The sequence below is a fragment of the Sphingobacterium corticibacter genome, assembly GCF_003076635.1.
Taxonomy (GTDB): Bacteria; Bacteroidota; Bacteroidia; order Sphingobacteriales; family Sphingobacteriaceae; genus Sphingobacterium; species Sphingobacterium corticibacter.
The window spans coordinates 47990-68410 of sequence record NZ_QDKG01000002.1; the positions used below are offsets into that span (position 1 = coordinate 47990).

General features: G+C 42.6%; 18 protein-coding genes. 3 read left to right on the forward strand and 15 right to left on the reverse strand.

The genetic code is table 11. From position 1 onward, the window contains the following. Positions 1-8: 8 nt before the first annotated feature. The 13 genes from DC487_RS06140 to DC487_RS06200 all read right to left on the reverse strand — a co-directional run bounded on the left by DC487_RS06140 (position 9) and on the right by DC487_RS06200 (position 15402). Positions 9-383, reverse strand: coding sequence for a cytochrome C oxidase subunit IV family protein (locus tag DC487_RS06140; protein ID WP_116775095.1), 375 nt, complete (start codon positions 381-383; stop codon positions 9-11). Positions 384-419: 36 nt separating this feature from the next. Continuing rightward, positions 420-1160 carry a cytochrome c oxidase subunit 3 gene (locus DC487_RS06145; RefSeq protein ID WP_116775096.1) on the reverse strand — a complete coding sequence of 247 codons (741 nt, stop codon included), beginning with the start codon at positions 1158-1160 and terminating at the stop codon, positions 420-422. A gap of 9 nt (positions 1161-1169) precedes the next feature. Next, on the reverse strand, positions 1170-1754 hold the full coding sequence (locus DC487_RS06150) for a cytochrome c oxidase subunit 3 (RefSeq protein WP_116775097.1): 585 nt from the start codon (positions 1752-1754) through the stop codon (positions 1170-1172). 6 nt (positions 1755-1760) lie between these two features. Beyond that, positions 1761-2669: a heme o synthase gene (gene cyoE / locus DC487_RS06155; RefSeq protein ID WP_116775098.1), complete on the reverse strand. Its 909-nt coding sequence runs from the start codon at positions 2667-2669 to the stop codon at positions 1761-1763. Positions 2670-2725: 56 nt separating this feature from the next. Then, on the reverse strand, positions 2726-3769 hold the full coding sequence (locus tag DC487_RS06160) for a COX15/CtaA family protein (protein ID WP_116775099.1): 1044 nt from the start codon (positions 3767-3769) through the stop codon (positions 2726-2728). Positions 3770-3834: 65 nt separating this feature from the next. After that, positions 3835-5721 (reverse strand): cytochrome c oxidase subunit I, encoded by a 1887-nt coding sequence (locus DC487_RS06165; RefSeq protein ID WP_239016328.1) that lies wholly within the window; start codon positions 5719-5721, stop codon positions 3835-3837. A gap of 26 nt (positions 5722-5747) precedes the next feature. Next, on the reverse strand, positions 5748-7085 hold the full coding sequence (locus DC487_RS06170) for a cytochrome c oxidase subunit II (protein WP_239016329.1): 1338 nt from the start codon (positions 7083-7085) through the stop codon (positions 5748-5750). Positions 7086-7125: 40 nt separating this feature from the next. Then, complete coding sequence (locus tag DC487_RS06175; RefSeq protein ID WP_116775101.1) at positions 7126-8361, reverse strand: quinol:cytochrome C oxidoreductase; 1236 nt, start codon at positions 8359-8361, stop codon at positions 7126-7128. A 19-nt stretch (positions 8362-8380) separates the two neighbouring features. Further along, entirely contained in the window at positions 8381-9013 is a 633-nt protein-coding gene (locus DC487_RS06180; protein ID WP_317046324.1) for a c-type cytochrome, read from the reverse strand. Continuing rightward, the gene (locus tag DC487_RS06185) at positions 9006-9542 is read right to left on the reverse strand and encodes a DUF3341 domain-containing protein (RefSeq protein ID WP_116775103.1); all 537 of its coding nucleotides are present in this window, start codon (positions 9540-9542) and stop codon (positions 9006-9008) included. Before DC487_RS06185 ends, DC487_RS06180 begins: the two co-directional genes overlap by 8 nt. A gap of 5 nt (positions 9543-9547) precedes the next feature. Beyond that, a complete protein-coding gene (gene nrfD, locus DC487_RS06190) occupies positions 9548-11029 on the reverse strand; it encodes an NrfD/PsrC family molybdoenzyme membrane anchor subunit (protein ID WP_116775104.1) in 1482 nt (493 codons plus the stop codon). A gap of 29 nt (positions 11030-11058) precedes the next feature. Then, positions 11059-14073: a TAT-variant-translocated molybdopterin oxidoreductase gene (locus tag DC487_RS06195; RefSeq protein WP_116775105.1), complete on the reverse strand. Its 3015-nt coding sequence runs from the start codon at positions 14071-14073 to the stop codon at positions 11059-11061. 39 nt (positions 14074-14112) lie between these two features. Further along, entirely contained in the window at positions 14113-15402 is a 1290-nt protein-coding gene (locus DC487_RS06200) for a cytochrome c3 family protein (RefSeq protein WP_116775106.1), read from the reverse strand. A 225-nt stretch (positions 15403-15627) separates the two neighbouring features. On the opposite strand from DC487_RS06200, the gene DC487_RS06205 reads away from it, so the two are divergent. Next, entirely contained in the window at positions 15628-16092 is a 465-nt protein-coding gene (locus DC487_RS06205) for a methionine-R-sulfoxide reductase (protein ID WP_116775107.1), read from the forward strand. A gap of 282 nt (positions 16093-16374) precedes the next feature. On the opposite strand, the gene DC487_RS06210 is transcribed toward DC487_RS06205, so the two are convergent. Both DC487_RS06210 and DC487_RS06215 read right to left on the reverse strand, forming a co-directional pair. Beyond that, a complete protein-coding gene (locus DC487_RS06210; protein ID WP_116775573.1) occupies positions 16375-17097 on the reverse strand; it encodes a 3-keto-disaccharide hydrolase in 723 nt (240 codons plus the stop codon). A 66-nt stretch (positions 17098-17163) separates the two neighbouring features. Next, the gene (locus DC487_RS06215) at positions 17164-17730 is read right to left on the reverse strand and encodes an NAD(P)H-dependent oxidoreductase (protein WP_239016330.1); all 567 of its coding nucleotides are present in this window, start codon (positions 17728-17730) and stop codon (positions 17164-17166) included. A gap of 59 nt (positions 17731-17789) precedes the next feature. On the opposite strand from DC487_RS06215, the gene mutL reads away from it, so the two are divergent. Continuing rightward, entirely contained in the window at positions 17790-19676 is a 1887-nt protein-coding gene (mutL, locus tag DC487_RS06220; RefSeq protein ID WP_116775108.1) for a DNA mismatch repair endonuclease MutL, read from the forward strand. 27 nt (positions 19677-19703) lie between these two features. Beyond that, a complete protein-coding gene (locus tag DC487_RS06225; RefSeq protein WP_116775109.1) occupies positions 19704-20417 on the forward strand; it encodes a rhomboid family intramembrane serine protease in 714 nt (237 codons plus the stop codon). Positions 20418-20421: the final 4 nt, after the last annotated feature.

Sequence of the window (20421 nt, forward strand, 5' to 3'; positions counted from 1 at the left end):
TCGTTCTATTAATTGTTCGGATAAACCGGATGCGATTGTAGCGCTCCCGAAAGGTAGCTACCTTCTACCAGCATCAGCACAATAAAATAGGCGATGAATATAAAGACAATGGTGCTACATACAATGAAACTCGATTTCTCGAACTTCAAGTGCATAAAGAAAGCCACAATATAGTATGCTTTCACTAAGGTTAGCATAATATAAATGATATTAACCAACATGCCCTTCTGCAAAATCTGCCAGTGGTGTACAAAACCAAGGGCGATTAAAAACTCTAGTGCCGTCAGTGCCAGCAAGACAAAGAATACGGACCAGATTTGCTTAGCTCCCATGCCTTCATGGTGCTCGTCGTGCGCTGCTGCTGTATGATCGTGATTAGACATCGTATATGTTGTATTACAGGATAATTATTAAATAAATCAGATAAGGTAGAAGAACGTAAATACGAATACCCATACCAAATCCACAAAGTGCCAGTACAAACCTACTTTTTCTACCATCAAATACGTACCACGACGCTCGAACGTATTGTTCAACGTCATACAAAGGATGATGATATTAAGTAAGATACCAATCGATACGTGAAAACCGTGGAAACCAGTGATCGTAAAGAATAAGTTAGAGAACTGCAAAGCAGCGGTATAAGAAATCTCTCCGGTGAAGTACGGTTTCAAGGCTTCTACAATAGCTGTCTCGCCTTCCAATCCTGTTGCTGGGTTGCGACCAAACCAGAAACCTTCATGGTGTAAGTGAGTCCACTCAATAGCCTGACATCCTACGAACATCAAACCACCTAAAATCGTCCACAACATCCATTTGATAACGGCAGCACGATCATTGCGATGACCCGCATCTACGGCTAATACCATCGTAACGGATGACATAATCAAAATAAAGGTCATGATACCGACAAATACCAATGGCTGTCCACTTTCGGCAATACCTGGGATAGATTGAAACACTTTATCAGGATCGATCCAAGTCGCATTAGCGAACTTCTGAGCGCCATAATAAATTAAGAACGCAGAAAAGGTGAACGCATCAGATACTAAGAAAAACCACATCATGATCTTTCCGTATTCCAAGTTCCACGGTGATTTACCACCACTCCAAGGTCCGTCTTTAACCTTATCCAATTGCGATACAGTCGTTGTACTCATTGTTTAGTTTTATTGATTCAAAAGTAAGAAAACATAAATATAAATCCATAATAGATCCAGAAAATGCCAAAAAATAGTGGCTATTTCCATTCTAAATTGGTTTTTATCTGTAGAGATCGGTCTTGCTGCCCCCATGTAGCAGCGTAACAAAACGATCAATCCGGCTATGATATGCATCAAGTGTAACCACGTAAACACATATATAAATGACTGCGAAGCATTGGGATTCTGAAAATAAATGCCCCGATCAATTAATGTAGACCATGCATTGATCTGCGATACAAAGAAGACGATGCCTAAGGCAATCGTGATCAGTAACATTAATTTCTGACGACCAAGTTGCCCGGCTTTTGCCGCCGTGTAGGCTAAGTGCATCGCAGCACTACTCAACACGATCGCTACGGTACTATAAATAAATGCGTAAGGCAATATCGTTTTGATCCCTTTATCGATACCACTAGCGGTGTACACAATGAAACCGCTTGACAGCGCGGCAAACATCATGAACATACCAATCATGCCTAGCCAAAGGTTGAACTTCTTGGCTTTGCGAGATTGTACTAATTGCTCATTGCTATCCATCATCTTATCCATTCCTCGTTAAAAGGGTATAAAATCTAATAATAATGCGATCTGTAAGATCGGTAAATATGCGAAAGACGTAAACATAATCTTACGCGCGGTACTATCTTGTGGCGATTGTATATGTTGGTATCCATACCAAGTGAACAACAATCCGCCCAACAAAGCGATGATGGTAAAAATCCATCCGCCAAAACCATAATACATCGGTAGAAAACCTACCGGAATCATGGCAATACAAGATAAGAATAGCAACCAAGCTGACGCCTTATCTTTTCGTGTGGTGGGCAATAAACGAAATCCCGCTCTTTTGTAGTCCTCATCCGCTACCCAAGCGATCGCCCAGAAATGGGGAAACTGCCAGACAAACTGAATCATAAAAAGAACTAAGGGCGTAATGACTACTGCTGCCTCACTTACTGCACTATAGGCTAAACCAAATCCGGATGCCTCAAATGCTGCATAATAACCGATTAACGGCGGTAAAGCGCCTGGAAAAGCTCCCACAAAAACCGCGATGGGCGACTTCTGCTTGAGCGGCGTATACACAAATGCGTATAAGAAGATGGAAAACACAGACAGTAAACCTGCTATAAAATTCAACTCCACTAACACCAACGTACCGGTAATACCCATGAATACGCTTAATACCAAGGCCTGACCATTGGTCATCCTTCCTGAAGGCAACGGACGATCTTTTGTACGCTCCATCAGCTTATCCAAATCCTTCTCAATGATTTCATTGAAGCCATTTGCTGCACCAGTCACTAAAAAGCCACCTAAGGTCAGCAAGAGCCAATTCGTCCAGATGATGTCTCCTCCTTGTTGAACAGCACCAATCAAAAACGATATCGAGGCCGAAAACACAACGGTTAACGTTAACCTCAACTTGACAAGCTTATTAAAATCCGAAATAAACGTCCCCATGGATCATCATCAAATTAATTCGCCGCAAAAATACCTTAATACATGTAATACACACGTCATACTTTTGCTTTCGTCATCAACAACATCAAGTAGTACTGAGCTCCGAAAAACAAGCTCGCTACCACCAAATGCGTTGTCTGCATATACGGCGGTAAAGCAAACCGAGCAAGGATAATACCTGAACCCATTTGTACAACCGCCAATATTATTACGATCAAAGCATACTTGCTTTGAATACTTTCTTTGTTAAACCTGTTTTTGATCATCCAACACATGACCAAGGTCAATCCAAAAGTGATATACCCGAGAATGCGGTGATAATCATACGAGGCACCAATCGCCTCTATCCATCCGCTACGCGGAATATCTTGTCCACGCAATACATCCACCAATTCGCGAACCTCTGTACCCATGATGATTTGTATAAACAAAACCAACAATGAAGACGCGGCCAGCCATTTAATACCAACAGATGATTGGTTGACCAGCAAACTCTTATTGCGTTTGGTGGTGGCCAAATAGAAGGTGTAAATAGCAATTGCCAGTATCACTAATGCCAGCACCATGTGAATGGTAATAATCCAAGGCATTAAGTTGGTAGATACCACAATAGAACCTAGCCAAGCTTGAATAACAACAACAAAAAGATTAAGAACGCTCCATATGGTGATGGCAGGAATACTTTTCTTATACTGAAAGGAGAAATATGCCGTCGCCAACAAACAGAATCCAACGATAACACCTACCAGACGATTAATATACTCCGTCCAAGTCTTGGCCGCATTGAATTCTTCGTGCACTAAGATAGAAGGATCAGTACGGATTTGTTCCGCTTCTTTCTGAAAACCAAAACGCTGTACTATCTTGGCAAAACGCTCGTTTTTCTTTTGTCTTCCCTCGACATATTGCTGCTCATACCCTTCTGGTAATTGCGATATATCGGTTGGCGGAATCACACGATTGAAACATTTTGGCCAATCCGGACAACCCATTCCTGAGCCCGTGCTTCTGACAATACCACCGGCCGCAATCACCAAAAACAAAAAGATTATTGTAATCCTATTGGCAATGACAAATCGTTTTTCAGTGGCAGGATACATGGGTAGATGCAATCAATACAATTAATTTAGCCTGAAGGCAAGTATGACTTCAGGCTAAACAAATATTAATGAAATGTTACGTCTTCGCGGTCATTCTCCTTATTCCAAGCTTTCTGTATGCGGATAGCTTCTTCGTCTCCTTCGAAATCATGCAAATGATTCGAACTCATCGTTTGTGAATACGGAATATGTTGAGGAATGAAATCTTCGTCGTGACCTGGCTTAGAGTAATCGTATGGCCAACGGTGTACTTCAGGAATCTCTCCTGGCCAGTTACCGTGGAAATGCTCTACTGGTGTAGTCCACTCCAAAGTATTCGAATTCCAAGGATTCTGAGGAGCACGTTTACCTAACCAAATCGATGAAAAGAAGTTCCACAAGAAGGCTACTTGCGCTAATGCAGAGATGATCGCTGCCCAAGTGACCAAGATATTGACAGACACCCATTTTTCCATGAATGGAAAATCAGTAAAAGAGTAATAACGACGTGGAACACCATCGATACCCATAAAGTGCATCGGGAAGAATACTAGGTAAGCACCGATAAACGTCATCCAGAAGTGTAAGTAACCCAATCGCTCGTCCATCATACGGCCAAACATTTTAGGATACCAGTGGTACACACCACAAAGCATTCCGAAGATCGAAGCAGAACCCATTACCAAGTGGAAGTGAGCTACTACGAAATAGGTATCGTGCAAGTTGATATCTAATGCCGCATTACCTAAGAAGATACCGGTAACACCACCAGACACGAAGAAGGAAACCATACCAATGGCAAACATCATCGCTGGCGTAAAGCGGATATTACCGCGCCACAATGTCGCGATGTAGTTGAAAGCCTTTACTGCTGATGGCACCGCAATGATCAACGTCGTGATCATAAACACACCACCTAAGAATGGACTCATACCTGTTACAAACATATGGTGACCCCATACGATAAAGGAAAGTACCGTAATACCTACTAATGAATAAACCATCGCGTGGTAACCAAAGATTGGTTTACGTGCATTGGTTGAGATCACTTCCGAAGTCAAACCTAAAGCTGGCATAACTACGATATATACCTCTGGGTGACCTAAGAACCAGAATAAGTGTTGGAACAAGATCGGAGAACCACCTTCATTCGGTAGGATCTGACCACCTACTACTAAATCAGATAAGTAGAAAGAGGTACCAGCCGATCTATCAAAAATCAATAAGACCACGGCAGAAACCAAAACTGGGAACGAAAGCAAACCAACGATAGCAGTTAAGAAGAATGCCCAGATAGTCAAAGGCATTTTCCAAAGATCCATCCCTTTTGTACGCATGTTCAAGATTGTACTCACATAGTTAGTACCACCTAATACTTGTGAAGCAATGAATAGCACCATACTCGCTAACCACAAAGTCATCCCCAAACCTGAACCTGCGATAGCAGTTGGCACGGCCGACAATGGTGGATAGATCGTCCAACCAGCAGAAGCTGGGCCAGACTCAATGAAGAATGATGCAATCATGATGATACAAGCTACAAAGAAGAACCAGTATGAAAGCATGTTCATCAATGGAGACGCCATATCGCGCGCTCCGATTTGATAAGGAATCAATAAGTTACTAAATGTACCTGATAATCCGGCTGTCAATACAAAGAACACCATCATCGTACCGTGAATAGTCACTAATGACAAGAAGAACTCTGGTTTAATACGACCTCCCTCAGCCCATTTTCCTAAGAAAACTTCTAAGATTGGAAATTCAGCATCTGGCCACGCAATTTGGATACGGAACAAGATGGATAAAACCATAGCAAATACGGCCATGATAATACCTGTGATCAAGAATTGCTTCGCGATCATCTTGTGATCCTGGCTAAATACATATTTAGTCAGGAATGTCTCATGATGGTGGTGATGATCGTGAGAATCGTGATCTGCTGCGCCGTGCGATATAACTGTAGTTGACATATCTAAAATTAAAACTCTTTAAAAAATTAATTTAATGAAGCTGTTTTCAACGTTTCTTCACCTTTCTCTGCCTGAGCGTATTCTTGCTGCAATGCTTCTGTGAAGAATTTCGGTTGTTTAGCAAGCCATTCTTTATATTCTGCTTCAGTTACCACTACTACCTTTTTCTGCATGTTGAAGTGACTTGATCCACAGATCTTAGCACACAACATCACGAAGTCATACGATTGATCGTTCAACTTATCACGCATATCACGTGTCGTAGTCGTTGGTGTAAACTGGAAGTAGTTCGTCATACCCGGTACAGCATTGATCTGTACTCTGAAATCTGGCATGTAGAAAGAGTGAATAATATCTTTAGAGATAATGTGGAAACGTACCGGCTGATTTACTGGCAACACAATCTCTGCACCTTGTACATCATCCCAAGCGGTTTTGTCGGTGAAGTCGATACCATACGCATTGGTAGGTGATGTCAATTTGTAATTACGTTTACCAATTACCCCATCAGCACCTGGATAACGTACTGTCCACATAAACTGCTCGCCCATCACTTCTACTTGAAGTGCTGAATCTTGCAATTCTTGAGGAACGTTAGTAATCTTTCTCCAAGTAAAGAAACCGAACAATACCAATACGGTCAATACAATAGCTGGAACGATAGTCCACAAACGCTCGATCGAATCGTTGTGTGGGTAGAAATAAGCTTTGCGGTTTAGACGCATACGGTACAAGTACGCGAATACCAACAATAGGATGTGCACTACAATCATCACAAACGTGGTAATGATCAACGTGATGATAAACATCTGATCAATGTCTTTACCATGCTCGGTAACTGCTGCTCTCCAAGACCATACTCCCCATACGGCGTAAGAATAATAAGTACCAACTAGGAAAAACACCAAGAAAACCAAAAATAAGGCTGCCTGTAGGTTGTTATTCGCTAATGGATTGTACTTACCATTGATACGGCGAGATAAGGTATAGATGTGTTGTATCTTGCCAATGACTGCTACGATGATACAGATCAACAAGAAATACATCAAGTAATACGTGATGTCCTTATACACCTGTGCATCGATCTGCTTATCTGCCTCTACCGATGCAGTTGCTCCGTCTGTTGTTGCTTGCTCATCTGGAGAAACTACCGCTGAAGCCGTGGTATCACCAGAAGCATCATCCGTAGCTACGGTAACACTATCTACCTGCGCTTCGTCACCTGGCGTAGCGGTTTCATCCATTTGGACATTACTTACAACCGAATCTTGTAAAGATGCGGAAGCAGGCAAAGCCACCATTAAATTCAACAGGAGCAAACAGCCTATTATCGTCTTGAACTTGTTATATTTTGTAAACTTCATTTTCTATAAAAACGTTTATACGTAATGCGCTACTTAACCTTTAAATCTGATGATGTAAACTCTCATCCAAGAATGGATGATGTTTCGGTGCCAATGCATGCTTGCTCAATTTACTAAGCACTAGAAAGGTGAACAATCCGGCAAAGCCAATCGCTGTACCTACCTCAATGATACCAAAACCGCGGTGAGCTTCTACTGTACCTGGCATAATCATAATGTAGTAATCTAACCAGTGACCTAAAAGAAGCAAGATAGCTACACACATCATGAATGTTTCTTTACGTTTTGCATCACGATCTACTAACAATAGCAATGGTGCTACGAAGTTAATCACGATACTCAACCAGAACCAAGGTTTGTACTCAGGCTCCCATCTTTTGTAAAAGTATACGGTTTCTTCTGGGATATTAGAGTACCAGATCAACATAAACTGTGCAAACCAGACGTAAGTCCAGAAGATCGAGAAACCAAACATCAATTTACCTAAATCATGTAGGTGGTTTTCATTCACCCATGACATATATCCTGCTTTCTTTAATAAGATCAAGATCAATGTGATCGCAGAGATACCACTTACCCACATTGCTGCGAAGTTATACCAACCAAACATCGTAGAGAACCAGTGTGCCTCTAAAGACATGATGGTATCGAATGACCAGATTGGTGTAGTAAAACCGAAGATTACTAAGAATAAAGCTGAAAGCTTAAAGCTCTTTTTGTATCCATTCAATCCACCGTTCAAATCTTCGTTGTATGATAATTTTGCTAAGATAAAAGCGAAAATACTATACGAGCCCATGAATAATACTTGACGGATCAAGAATCCAGGTACATTCAAGAACGCTGCCTTACCAGCAACTAGCGCATCGTAGTTAGGACTTGTTGGATCTGTAAGACCATCTGCATGCCAGTGGTGATATAGATTGTGTGTGTATAATCCTAGACCAACGATGATCAATAAAATTAAAGATGCAATCGGTAATACACTTGCCATTGCCTGAGGTATGCGTAATAAACCTGCAGACCAGCCAGACTGAGTGACTAATTGTAGCGCCACGAAGAATGCGCCAGCGGCACATACACAAGTGAAATAATAGCCCATCAATAATAAATTGGCGTAAGTACGCTCATGGATGATGTGATCATGCGACAACAAACCCCATGCAATACTTGCTATACCAATTACAACAGCGACTATGCTCAAAATTTTGGCTACGCCACCAAATTGAAACTGCTCGCTAAAATTATAATCGTGATGATGATTGTGAGTTCCCATTTATTAACTTGATGTTTAATTATTTCTTTTGTAATTCTTGCACATACATAACAACTTTCCACCGATCTTCTGGTGAGATTTGTGATGCGTGTGGTCCCATAGAGTTCCATCCGTAGGTGATCGTGTGAAAGATCTTACCTGCTGTCAATTCAGACATTTGTCCACCACGTGAAGATGGCGTGCCAGCTGACTTTTGGTAAGAAGGTGGCTCAGGGAAATTTTCCAAAGCACGTTTACCTCTAGAATCTTCTACTTCTCTGTCTTTCGTGATCGTACCGTCACCATTTCCTTCTGGCCCGTGGCATACTGCACAGTAAGTGACATACAATGCATGTCCTTCCTTCAAGTTTTGCTCTGTAACCGTTAATGGATTGACGGTAATCTCCGCACCTGCCAACTCATATCCTTCCACACTATTTTCGTAATCGAAACGCGTGAAACCAATCGGTGTAGTACCTGTTGGAGGAGTCTGAGCGGTGATTCCGTTCTTAAAGTTTTTATTCGGTTGATCCGGATTGAAAGCAATCGGATCATACATATTGCGAGAAAATTCCAAACCTGTACTACGAGTAGTACCGTCTCCGCAAGCAGAAACTACAGCAGCTAACGCAACCGCCGCACATACAGTTCCAAGAAAGTTCTTCTTATTCATAGCTAACATATTTCCTTTCGTTGTATTTAACCTCTACTGCACCAGCGTCTTTCAACAAACCGTCAATAAGGTTGTGATCTGTATTTTCTTTCGCATCAATAGCAATGATAAATCTATCATCAGATGCACGTAAGTCCATCACACGAGGTGCACGACCTGGAAACAAGTGATTGCGGTAGAAAAATGTAGCCACCATACCCAATGCACATAATAGGATCGTTACCTCAAAAGTAACTGGTACAAAGTTGGGCAAAGGTAATGATGGTTTACCACCTACGTTCATTGGCCAATCGTATGCCGTTGTGTAAAACAACAAGCTAAAACCTAAGATCGTTCCGGTAGCACCTGCAATGAAAGCTGCAATCGGCAAGCGAGAAGGCTTTACGCCTAACTTCGCTTCAATACCGTGAATTGGCATCGGTGTATAGCAATCGTAAATGCTGATATTGTTCTCTTGCAATTTCTCGATCCCGTGCATCATCTCGTCGGGATCTGCAAAACTACCTAGTATATATTTTGTGTTGCTCATTGCTATTATTTTTTACGTAAAGCATTAATATCCTCTTCCGATACGGAATCATACTTTGTCAACGAATCTCTAAAGTATTGTACTTGTTCCTCTGGGAATGCACCTTCTTGAACCAATTTCGTTTTCTGTTGTAGTGAAGCACTCTTCAATAGTAATTTCACCTCTGCCATAGCAATACTTGGCAAGAAACGGATAAACAGTAAGAACAAGGTAAAGAACAAACCAATAGATCCGATGAAGATACCTACATCGACCCAAGTTGGGTAGAACATCGCCCAAGATGATGGTAGGTAATCACGGTGTAGTGAAGTCACAATAATTACGAAACGCTCGAACCACATACCAATGTTTACGACGATAGATAATACCCATGAGATCGGAATACTAGTACGAATCTTCTTGAACCAGAATAACTGTGGTGAAATCACGTTACAAGTCATCATCGCCCAATAAGCCCACGCATACGGACCAGCCACACGATTAGCAAATGCATACATCTCGTATTCTGAACCAGAGTACCATGCAATGAACAACTCAGTTAAGTAAGCGATACCTACGATAGATCCCGTTACCATGATGATCTTGTTCATCGACTCGATGTGGAACATGGTGATATAGTTCTCAAAGTTCATCACTTTGCGAAGAATCAATAATAATGTCTGTACCATCGCGAAACCAGAGAAGATCGCTCCCGCTACGAAGTACGGAGGGAAGATCGTGGTGTGCCATCCTGGAATGACGGAGGTAGCAAAGTCCATAGATACAATCGTGTGTACTGAAAGTACCAGTGGTGTAGAGATACCGGCTAATACTAGGGAAACGATTTCAAAACGTTGCCAAGTTTTTACCGATCCATTCCAACCAAATGATAAGGTAGAATATACTTTCTTTTTCAAACCAGTAGCACGGTCACGTACCGAAGAGATATCCGGTAACAAACCTACGTACCAGAATACTAATGATACCGTAAAGTAAGTAGAGATCGCAAAGGCATCCCATACTAATGGTGAGTTGAAATTTACCCAAAGTGAACCATATTGATTCGGAAGTGGGAAAATCCAGTAAGCTAACCAAGGACGACCCATGTGAGCAACAACGTACGTAGCGGCACAGATTACAGCGAAGATCGTCATCGCTTCTGCCGAACGGTTGATGGAATTACGCCAGTTTTGACGGAAGAGCAAAAGTACAGCGGAGATCAACGTACCGGCGTGACCGATACCTACCCACCATACGAAGTCGGTGATATCCCAAGCCCAACCTACGGTCTTGTTCAAACCCCAAGCTCCAATACCAGTCCAAAATGTGTAACCGACACTGATAACCCAAAGCATGGCTCCGCAGACAGCCACGATAAATCCTATCCACCAAGCTTTGTTCGGCTTGTTTTCAACCGGAAGCAATACATCGTCCGTCACTTGGGCGTACGTGATCTTTTTCCCGGTTACTAATGGTTCTCTTAATATTGATTCGTTATGCGATGACATAGTTGTTTATTTCAAAAAATTGAACAAGATTAAGCCTCAAAGCTGTTTCTAACTTTCGTCATATAACCGATGTTCGGTTGTACGTTGATTTCTTCCAATACGTAGTAGATACGTTCGCTACGCAATGCTTTGGAAACTTCTGAATTAGGATCGTTAGCATCTCCGAAGATCATAGCATTCGCGCTACACACGCCTGAACACGCCATTTTGATATCTCCATCCTTTAACGGACGGCCTTCTACTTTTGCTTGAAGCTTACCTGCTTGGATACGTTGGATACACATAGAACATTTCTCCATTACCCCACGTGAGCGAGTGGTAACATCAGGGTTCAACACTAATTGTGTGAACTCATTGTTCAAGTAGTTATCAAAACGAGAATCATTCCAGTAGTTGAACCAGTTGAAACGACGTACTTTGTACGGACAGTTGTTCGCACAGTAACGTGTACCGAAACAACGGTTGTAAGCCATGTGGTTCAATCCTTCTGAAGAGTGAACGGTAGCTAATACCGGACAAACTGTTTCACAAGGAGCGTGTGAACAGTGCTGACACATCATTGGCTGATGCACCACTTTCACATTCTCGAATGAAGAAAGGTTAGCAATATCATCTTCTTTTGTGTAATCTACTCCGTCTTCCTCGATCGTATAGTAACGGTCGATACGCATCCAGTGCATCTCACGACGACGGCGAACCTCTTCACGACCTACTACTGGGATATTGTTTTCGATGTTACACGCTACGATACAAGCACCACAACCTGTACATGCGTTCAAGTCGATTGCCATCACCCATTTGTGACCTGGCTGCTCGTACTTGTTCCACAAGTCGTATGTTTTGTGATCATCCGAAAATTTACCGGCTTCAGAAGCTGGGTTCTTTAAGAATTTAGAGAATGTCGTTTCACGAATGATGTTACGACCTTCAATCGTATGGTGTGTTTGCGTTTGTGCCAACTCGTAAATACGAGATGCTTTCGTGATAGACACTTTGTTCACAAACTGCAATGTTCCAGCTTTTACTTGTGCGAATGGAAATGCATTCACCCCAACATTATTACCCGCTTTACCTACTTTAGTACGACCGTAACCTAAGGCTACTGATGCTGTACCTAACGCTTGACCTGGCTGTGATAGTACAGGAAGTTCTACTTCGAAATCACCTGCTTTAATCGTAGCGGTACTTTTCTCACCAAAACCAAGACGTTCTGCATCTTTAGGGTTAAGGGCAACGTAGTTGTCCCAAGTCACTTTAGATACTGGATCTGGCAATTCTTGCAAGAAAGCGTTGTTGGCGTAACGACCGTCGCGAATCGCTGCCGATTCGTACAGTGCTAATTCGAAGTCGTCACCCGCTTTGATTGCTTGAGCAGCTGTAGTTGCCGCAGAAGCTGCCGCATTTACATTACCAGTAAAAGAAGCAGCACCACCTGTCGCATTACCTTTGAACTCGAATCCTGTTTGTAGGATATCTGTCCAAGTTTTTGAACTTCCAGCTAGAATGTTGGTTTCCCAAATATTGCGAACGTACGTGTAGATATCGGTGTTGTTACCTGCCCAAGTTAGTAAGCTAACTTCTGCTTGGCGGGTGTTGAACACAGGATTGATCGTAGGTTGTACGATCGTGTAATAACCCACTTTTGACGACTCATCGCCCCAAGACTCTAAGAAGTTGCTCGTTGGCGCGATTGCTTTCAATTCTGAAGCAGTCTCATCGGCACGATCGGAGAACGAAAGGGTGAAATCTATTTTAGAAAGTGCCTGCTTTACAGCTGCACTGTCGTAGTAATCGTATACTGGGTTGCTATTCCAAAGAATAGCAGTACCAATCTGACCTGCATTGGCCATGCCCAATAAAGCAGCAAATTCAGACTCAGAACCTTGGTATTTCTTCGAATAGTTAGCTAGATCGATTGTCGTGCCATATGCGCCGATTGCTACGTTGATCGCATTGGTCAACGTTTGGATATGTACGTCATTCGCGCCAGCTACAACAACAGCTTGACCACGGTTTTTCAACAATTCTTGTGCAGCTAACTTGATTGCTTTTGCCGCATTAGCTTGCTGAATACCGCCAGCTAAGGAAGAACCAGTGATCTCGTTGTATAAAGAGATCAACACAGCAGCTTCTTCAGAAGGCTTGATGGCGATACGCACATCTGCATTAGTACCCGTCATGCTCAATCCAGTTTCGAATTGGATGTGACGAGACATTTTGCCTGCTTCTAAAGATTGGTAGTTTCTATTCTTGATGTAATCTTGTGTATGCTCTTCACCATCTAACCAAGTTCCTAAGAAGTCAGCGCCTACCGATAGGACCACTAATGCTTGTTCGAATTTGTAGGATGGAATTACTGCTTGACCAAAGCTAGCCTCGTTGGCTGCACGGATACCAGAGTAAGAGATTGGATCCAATTGTACGTGTACGGTACCTGGATATTTATTGGTGAATTCTGCAATAGCTGCCAAGGAAGTTGGGCTATTGATCGTTCTAGAAACGATGGCTACGCGTTTACCAGCCTGTACTGATTTGTTTAATGCCTCAATAACTCTAGCATCTAACTTAGCCCATTCTACATCTCTCCCATTGATTTGTGGATTCTGTAGTTTATTGGTCATATCGTACAAGTCTAATACTGAAGCGACCGTAGCCGACTCTGTACCTTGTACTAAACCAACACTGTTCGGGTTTGCCTCTACCAAGATAGGACGACCTTCACGTGTGCGGACTAGAATACTTTGTCCATTAAATGATGAAGCGTAATAGTTAGGAACACCCGGCGTTACTTCCTCTGGTTTGATTAAGTAAGGAACGGCCTTGTGAACAGGTGTATTTTGACAAGCAGCCAAAGAAACGGCACCTAAACCAAAACCCAAGACTTTCAAGAAGTCACGACGAGGCGTTTTGGTGCTCAATCCTTCTTCATTCAATACATCCTCTACGGGAATCGACTCAGAAAACTCTCCCTTGCTCGATTGTACGAACGCAGGAGTTTGATTTAGCTCTTCTAACCCTTTCCAATATTTTTTGTTGCTATCCATGTAAAGCTGTATATTAAGATTGCGTTTTTTCTGATTTGATTAATAGTGACACTTACCACATTCTAGACCACCGATCATTGCGGCTGTCATTTTCTCTCCTTTTTTCAATTTATCGTGTGCCTCGATTAATTGATCGTAGTACTGATTGTCGGTGTCTACCGAAGTTTCGCGGTGACAATCGATACACCATTTCATGGTTAGAGGAGAATATTGATATACTTCTTCCATCGTTTCGATTGGACCGTGACAAGTCTGACATTCTACACCTGCAACAACAACGTGCTGTGAGTGGTTGAAGTAAGCGAAATCTGGAAGGTTGTGGATTCTGATCCACTCAATCGGACGGGTATCGTTACCGTAAGTACGTGTCTCTGGATCCCAATCTACCGCACGGTACAATTTGGCAATCTCTGGAGAGATACCACTATCATTGTCATAGTGATCACCAGCAGTAATGGTATTATGACAGTTCATACATACGTTTGCCGAAGGAATAGACGCATTCTTAGATTTGAAAGCACCTCCGTGACAGTATTGACACTCGATCTGATTGACACCCGCGTGAATTTGGTGCGAGAATTTAATCGGCTGTACTGGCTGATAACCTTGATGTACACCGACATTCCAACCTGTCTTCCAACCGACAACACCCAGAAGTGCGACAATCATCAAGACCGCGAAGAATACCAATTTCTTATTGCGAACGAATGCTTTGGCAAACTGACCAAATTTCGATCCGCGAGCAGCATATTCTGCTGTAGCTACGTCAATAGATTCTTTGTTGGTATCGATTACTTTCTCTAAAGTCTTCGTGATACGAGACAATAAGATAGAAACACCTACCACGATAACGACCAATACAGATACAATGACAATCATCAATGTACTTGCACCTTGGCTACCACCAGCACCACCACCTTGCGCCGCAGCCTGCTCTTTCTTAGCAGCCGCTTTTGCCTCTTCTGCTTGAAGATACGCGATAATGTCACGCACATCGTCATCAGATAGGTGGCTGTAAGGAGCCATCATCGTAGGGAACTTTCCTTTTAACTCCACAGCTTGTGGATCGCCAGAATCGACCATACCTTGTGGATTGTGTACCCACTTGATAATCCAAGACTCTTCACGACGATCGGTTAATCCTGCCAAATCTGGTCCTGTCAATTGACGACCTACAGCGTGACAAGAATTACACGCGTTTGCTTTAAAAAGAGCACCTCCATTAGAGGCATCCTGCGCATTTGATACACTTGTAACGGCAAACAACAACACCAAACCAACTGATATTGACTTCGCCAGCTTTCCCAAAACGGATGAGATATTTCTCATATTTAGCACTTTATACTATTTTAATGTGTATGATATATTCAAAATCTCTTTGAAAGTAGAGTTTTCACCCCACTAAACTTTGCACAAAAGTATAACTATTTAAACAATCCCTGACAATTTGGTGACTGAATAGTTTAATTTATAACCGTTCTAAATAATAGCCTTAAAACGGCATTTAAATGGGTTTATTTCGTATTTTTGTATACAGAGGTAAACAATTTACGCATGAAATTACTTATAATTTTGGGCATCATTTGGATTTCATTGTTACAAGTTAATTGTAGTGATGAATCTACTAAAAATCGAACAGAAATGAGCAACAGCAAATACAATGAATTAACAGCAGAAGAGAAATATGTAATTGAGGATAAAGGAACAGAGCGACCATTCACGGGCGACTTGTTGGACAACAAACAGCAAGGCACGTATTTATGTAAACGCTGCGACGCTCCGCTATACCGATCAGAAGATAAGTTTGAATCTTTCTGTGGCTGGCCTAGCTTCGACGATGAAATAGAGGGAGCAGTACGCCGCGATACGGATGCCGATGGCCGCCGCACCGAAATTCTATGTAACGCTTGTGGCGCGCATTTAGGCCACGTCTTTAACGGCGAAGGTTTTACAGCGAAGAATACACGCCATTGTGTGAATTCGATTTCGATGAAGTTTGTACCGGAAGTGGTGGAGTAGGTTTTCGGGAGTCGAGAAGGGAGTTAATAGGGTTTAGAAAGTTGATAAGGTTGATACCTTAGATTGCCGCAGCGTTGTGCCTCGGCTTCGCAATGACGACTTTCAAGTAACGGACGACCTTCCATTATGTCGTCATCGCGCGGAGGAACGACAACGCGATCTTTTTATTAGTTAATAAGGTTGATAGTGTTCATAAAGTTGATAGCGCTTTAGATTGCCGCAGCCTCGTGCCTCGGCTTCGCAATGACGCCTTGGTGAGTCAGTAGTAATGTTTGGTAATTCTTAAAGCAATTCCTTAATCCGAATATTCCGAAAGGATACCGAGTCGGTATGGTTTTGTAAAGCAATCCTACCTGAAGCGTACTTTCCAAAGTCGGGGTAAGCCGTAATCGGACTATTGCTCACTAATTCGTGAAATGCAGGTGAATCCACTTCGCGCTCGAAAGTCAGCTTGTCGTTCAACCAAAAGCTTACCTTTCCTTTTTGTTGTACGATACGTGCCTTATTCCATTGCCCGTAGGGCAATGGCAAAGAATTTTCCGCCTTACAATCTACCGAATACAAGCAGCCTGCCCAGTGCGTAGAATCCCGCTGATGCCGCGGCTCAGCAAATTGATTATCCAACAATTGCATCTCCAAACCTGTGGCAAAAGTCGCCGCATACGCCGAATCTTCTTTTACATTGATCAGAATGCCGCTATTTCCCCCTTTATTTACTTTCCACTCCAAATCCAATTCAAAATCTTGGTATTCCTTATCGGTGATGAGATCACCGAATACGCCATCCGCCTTGTGCGGATCGCAGATCAACTCGCCTTGTTGCACTTTCCATTTGGAAGCTGCATTTCCTGCATTGTACAAATGCCAACCCGTCAACGAATCACCGTGCAATAAATCATGCCACTCCCCCACTTTACCTTCTTGCTCCGCTACTGTTTGTTTTTGCTCCGACTGCCTACAGCTAGAAATGAGCAGGACAAGTAGGATATTGAATACTATTCTCATAAAGTTTACATTGAGCTCACAAGATAGTAAATGCATCAAGAAAACAGCGGATGCCATCGGCAGATGTTACAAAGCATCTAGGTAGGCCATATACAAAGGCACACTACGAGCGATCCACGACTCCTCGGTATTCAGCTCCAGATCATAGTACGCAAACAAGGGCTGATAATCTGCTTTTACGTAATCAAAAGTCAGTTCGAATGGCCGTGTCAGCTCCTCCAAAGTATATTTATATTTTTCTTCGGCGCTATATATTTCTTCAGCAACACCTACAGAAATTGCGAGTGCGATTTTCTTGCCTTCCATTTTAAAACCACTTTTACTACCATATGCCCAACCATAGGTAAGTACCTCATCTTGCCATGTTTTAAAAAGTGGCGGACTGCTAAACCAATAGAATGGGAATTGAAAAACAATTTTATCGTACTGTTCGATGAGCTGTTGTTCTGCCGCCACGTTGATCATGCCATTGGGATATTCCCGATACAAATCATGTACATGGTATCGCTCCGGATTTTGCTGCAACGCACTCATCCATCTTTTATTGATGACCGAATTTTCCAAATCGGGATGTATAACTATTATTAAGATCTTCTCCATTCCACTATTTCCTATTTTCGATTCGAATATCATGCTTTATTTTTCGACTAATGTCATCCAGTGATAATAAAGCATTTTTGTAACTTCGCGTTATGACGTCGGATATCATTCAACTATTGCCAGATGCTGTGGCCAACCAGATCGCTGCTGGAGAAGTTGTACAACGACCCGCTTCGGCTGTGAAAGAACTGGTGGAGAATGCGATTGATGCTGGAGCAGATCAGATCAAACTGATCGTAAAAGACGCCGGAAAATCGCTAATCCAAGTGATCGACAACGGCTGTGGCATGAGCGTGACAGATGCACGCCTTTGTTTTGAAAGGCATGCTACTTCAAAAATTCGAAAAGCAGAAGATCTATTTGCCATCCGCACGATGGGATTTCGTGGTGAAGCCATGGCTTCTATTGCCGCTATTGCCCATGTGGAATTGCGCAGCAGACGTGTGGAAGATGAACTGGGTACGATTGTACAAATCGAAGGCTCTACCGTACTGGATCAATACCCCGAAAATATTCCTGCCGGAACCAATATCTGCATCAAAAATCTTTTCTACAATATACCTGCTCGACGCAATTTCCTCAAAAGTAATGCGGTGGAGATGCGTCATATTATTGACGAATTTCAGCGTGTCGCTTTAGCGCATCCCGAAATTAGTTTCTCCTTGCATAGTGATGGCAACGAAGTTTTTCGCCTGCCCAAAGAGGTATTGAAACAACGCATTGTACACCTATTTGGAAATAATTACAATCAGCGGTTGGTGCCCGTGGAAGAGGATACGACAATCTTGCGTATTCAGGGTTTTGTGGGCAAACCGGAGTTTGCGAAGAAAACCCGCGGTGAGCAGTTTTTCTTTGTGAACAAACGCTTCGTCAAAGATCCTTATCTGAATCATGCGGTAATGAATGCGTTTGAAGATATTCTTCCCTCCGATTCTTTCCCATTTTATGTGCTATGCATAGATATTGATCCGGCAAAGATCGATATCAACGTGCATCCGACGAAGACGGAGATCAAGTATGAAGACGAAAAATCCATCTACGCGATACTCCGCTCTGCCGTCAAGCGCTCGTTGGGTAGATACAATATAGCTCCTACGCTAGATTTCGACCAAGAGACGAGCTTCAATCACATGATCTCCCAGAAACCATTGGACGAGATACAAGCTCCAACGATTACGTTCAACCCGAGTTTTAATCCATTTGAATCGGAAGGCGGCAGCAGCACAACACGCACCTCTACTAGGAGTGCAGACTATGCGATGGGATTTGAGAAAAAAACCGCCATCCCGCAAAACTGGGATACCTTATATCAGATTACCGAACAGGACAACACGGCACAGCAGTTGCCACTCATTCCTACAGAAGAAAAAGAAAAGGCAGAGCAAGAAGAAATCAAAACCAGCGTCGTCAAGCAACCCTTTCAGCTACACAACAGATACATTGTATCGCAGATCCATTCGGGCTTTATGCTGATTGATCAACAAGCCGCGCACGAACGGATCTTGTATGAGCAATTTGTAGAACATCTGGAACGTCAGCAAGGATTGAGTCAGCAAAGCCTCTTCCCACAAACAATCGAATTAAGTAATTCCGACGCGGCTTTGATGCAAGAAATATTGCCTGATATACAGTCGCTGGGATTTCAGTTACGTCCATTTGGAAAAACAACGTATATTGTAGACGGTATTCCGGCAGATGTGGGCAACCACCTCAACGAGACTACGGTGATTGAGCAATTGCTAGAAGATTTTAAGAACAATAAGGATGAGCTCAAGATGAGCAAACGCGAAAATTTGGCAAAAAGCTTGGCGCGTAGCGCCGCGCTAAAAAGTGGCACCGCGCTTGACCATGCTTCGATGGCAGACTTGATAGACAAGCTGTTTGCCTGTACGGCACCGAGCATCTCCTTACAGGGAAAGCCGATCATCATTACATATACGCTGCAAGAACTGGCCGAACGATTTGCAAAAACACTATAATAACAAAAACTATACTTTAAAGATTGTATGAATCCGTTGAATAATTTACCTCCTATTGCCAAGAACCTCTTGATTATTAATATCATTTTCTTTGTAGGCTCAGCAATTTTTTCTGGATCCAGCGAGTTTTTTGGTGTGTTTTATCCGGATTCCCCTTTATTTAAGGTTTGGCAACCGATCACCTATATGTTTATGCATGGCAGCTTGATGCATATCTTCTTTAACATGTTTGCTTTGGTGATGTTTGGTTCTATCATTGAGCAAGTGCTGGGCAATAAACGTTTTCTAAATTATTACTTGATTTGTGGTCTGGGTGCATTGGTATTACAATATGGTGTACAGGCGATAGAGGTATATCAAATTACAGGTACTATAAGTGCACGCGATTGGTTGGAAATCGATATGTATAGTGGACGTACCTACGCCACTCGCCCAATAGATCGCGATAGTTTGGAAGTGCTCGCGTCGATCTATAGAACACCGATGGTTGGTGCGTCGGGCGCTGTTTTCGGACTTTTATTGGCATTCGCGTACTTGTACCCTAATATGCCTTTGCAGTTCCTCTTTATTCCGGTGCCGATCAAAGCGAAATACTTTGTAGGTGGCTATATCCTGATCGAGATTTATCTAGGCTTTGCTCACACTACTTCTTCTATTGCGCATTTGGCGCACGTAGGCGGTGCACTTTTTGGTTTTATCCTGCTTAAAACCTGGGGAATCAGACGTACAAATTTTTACTAGGATA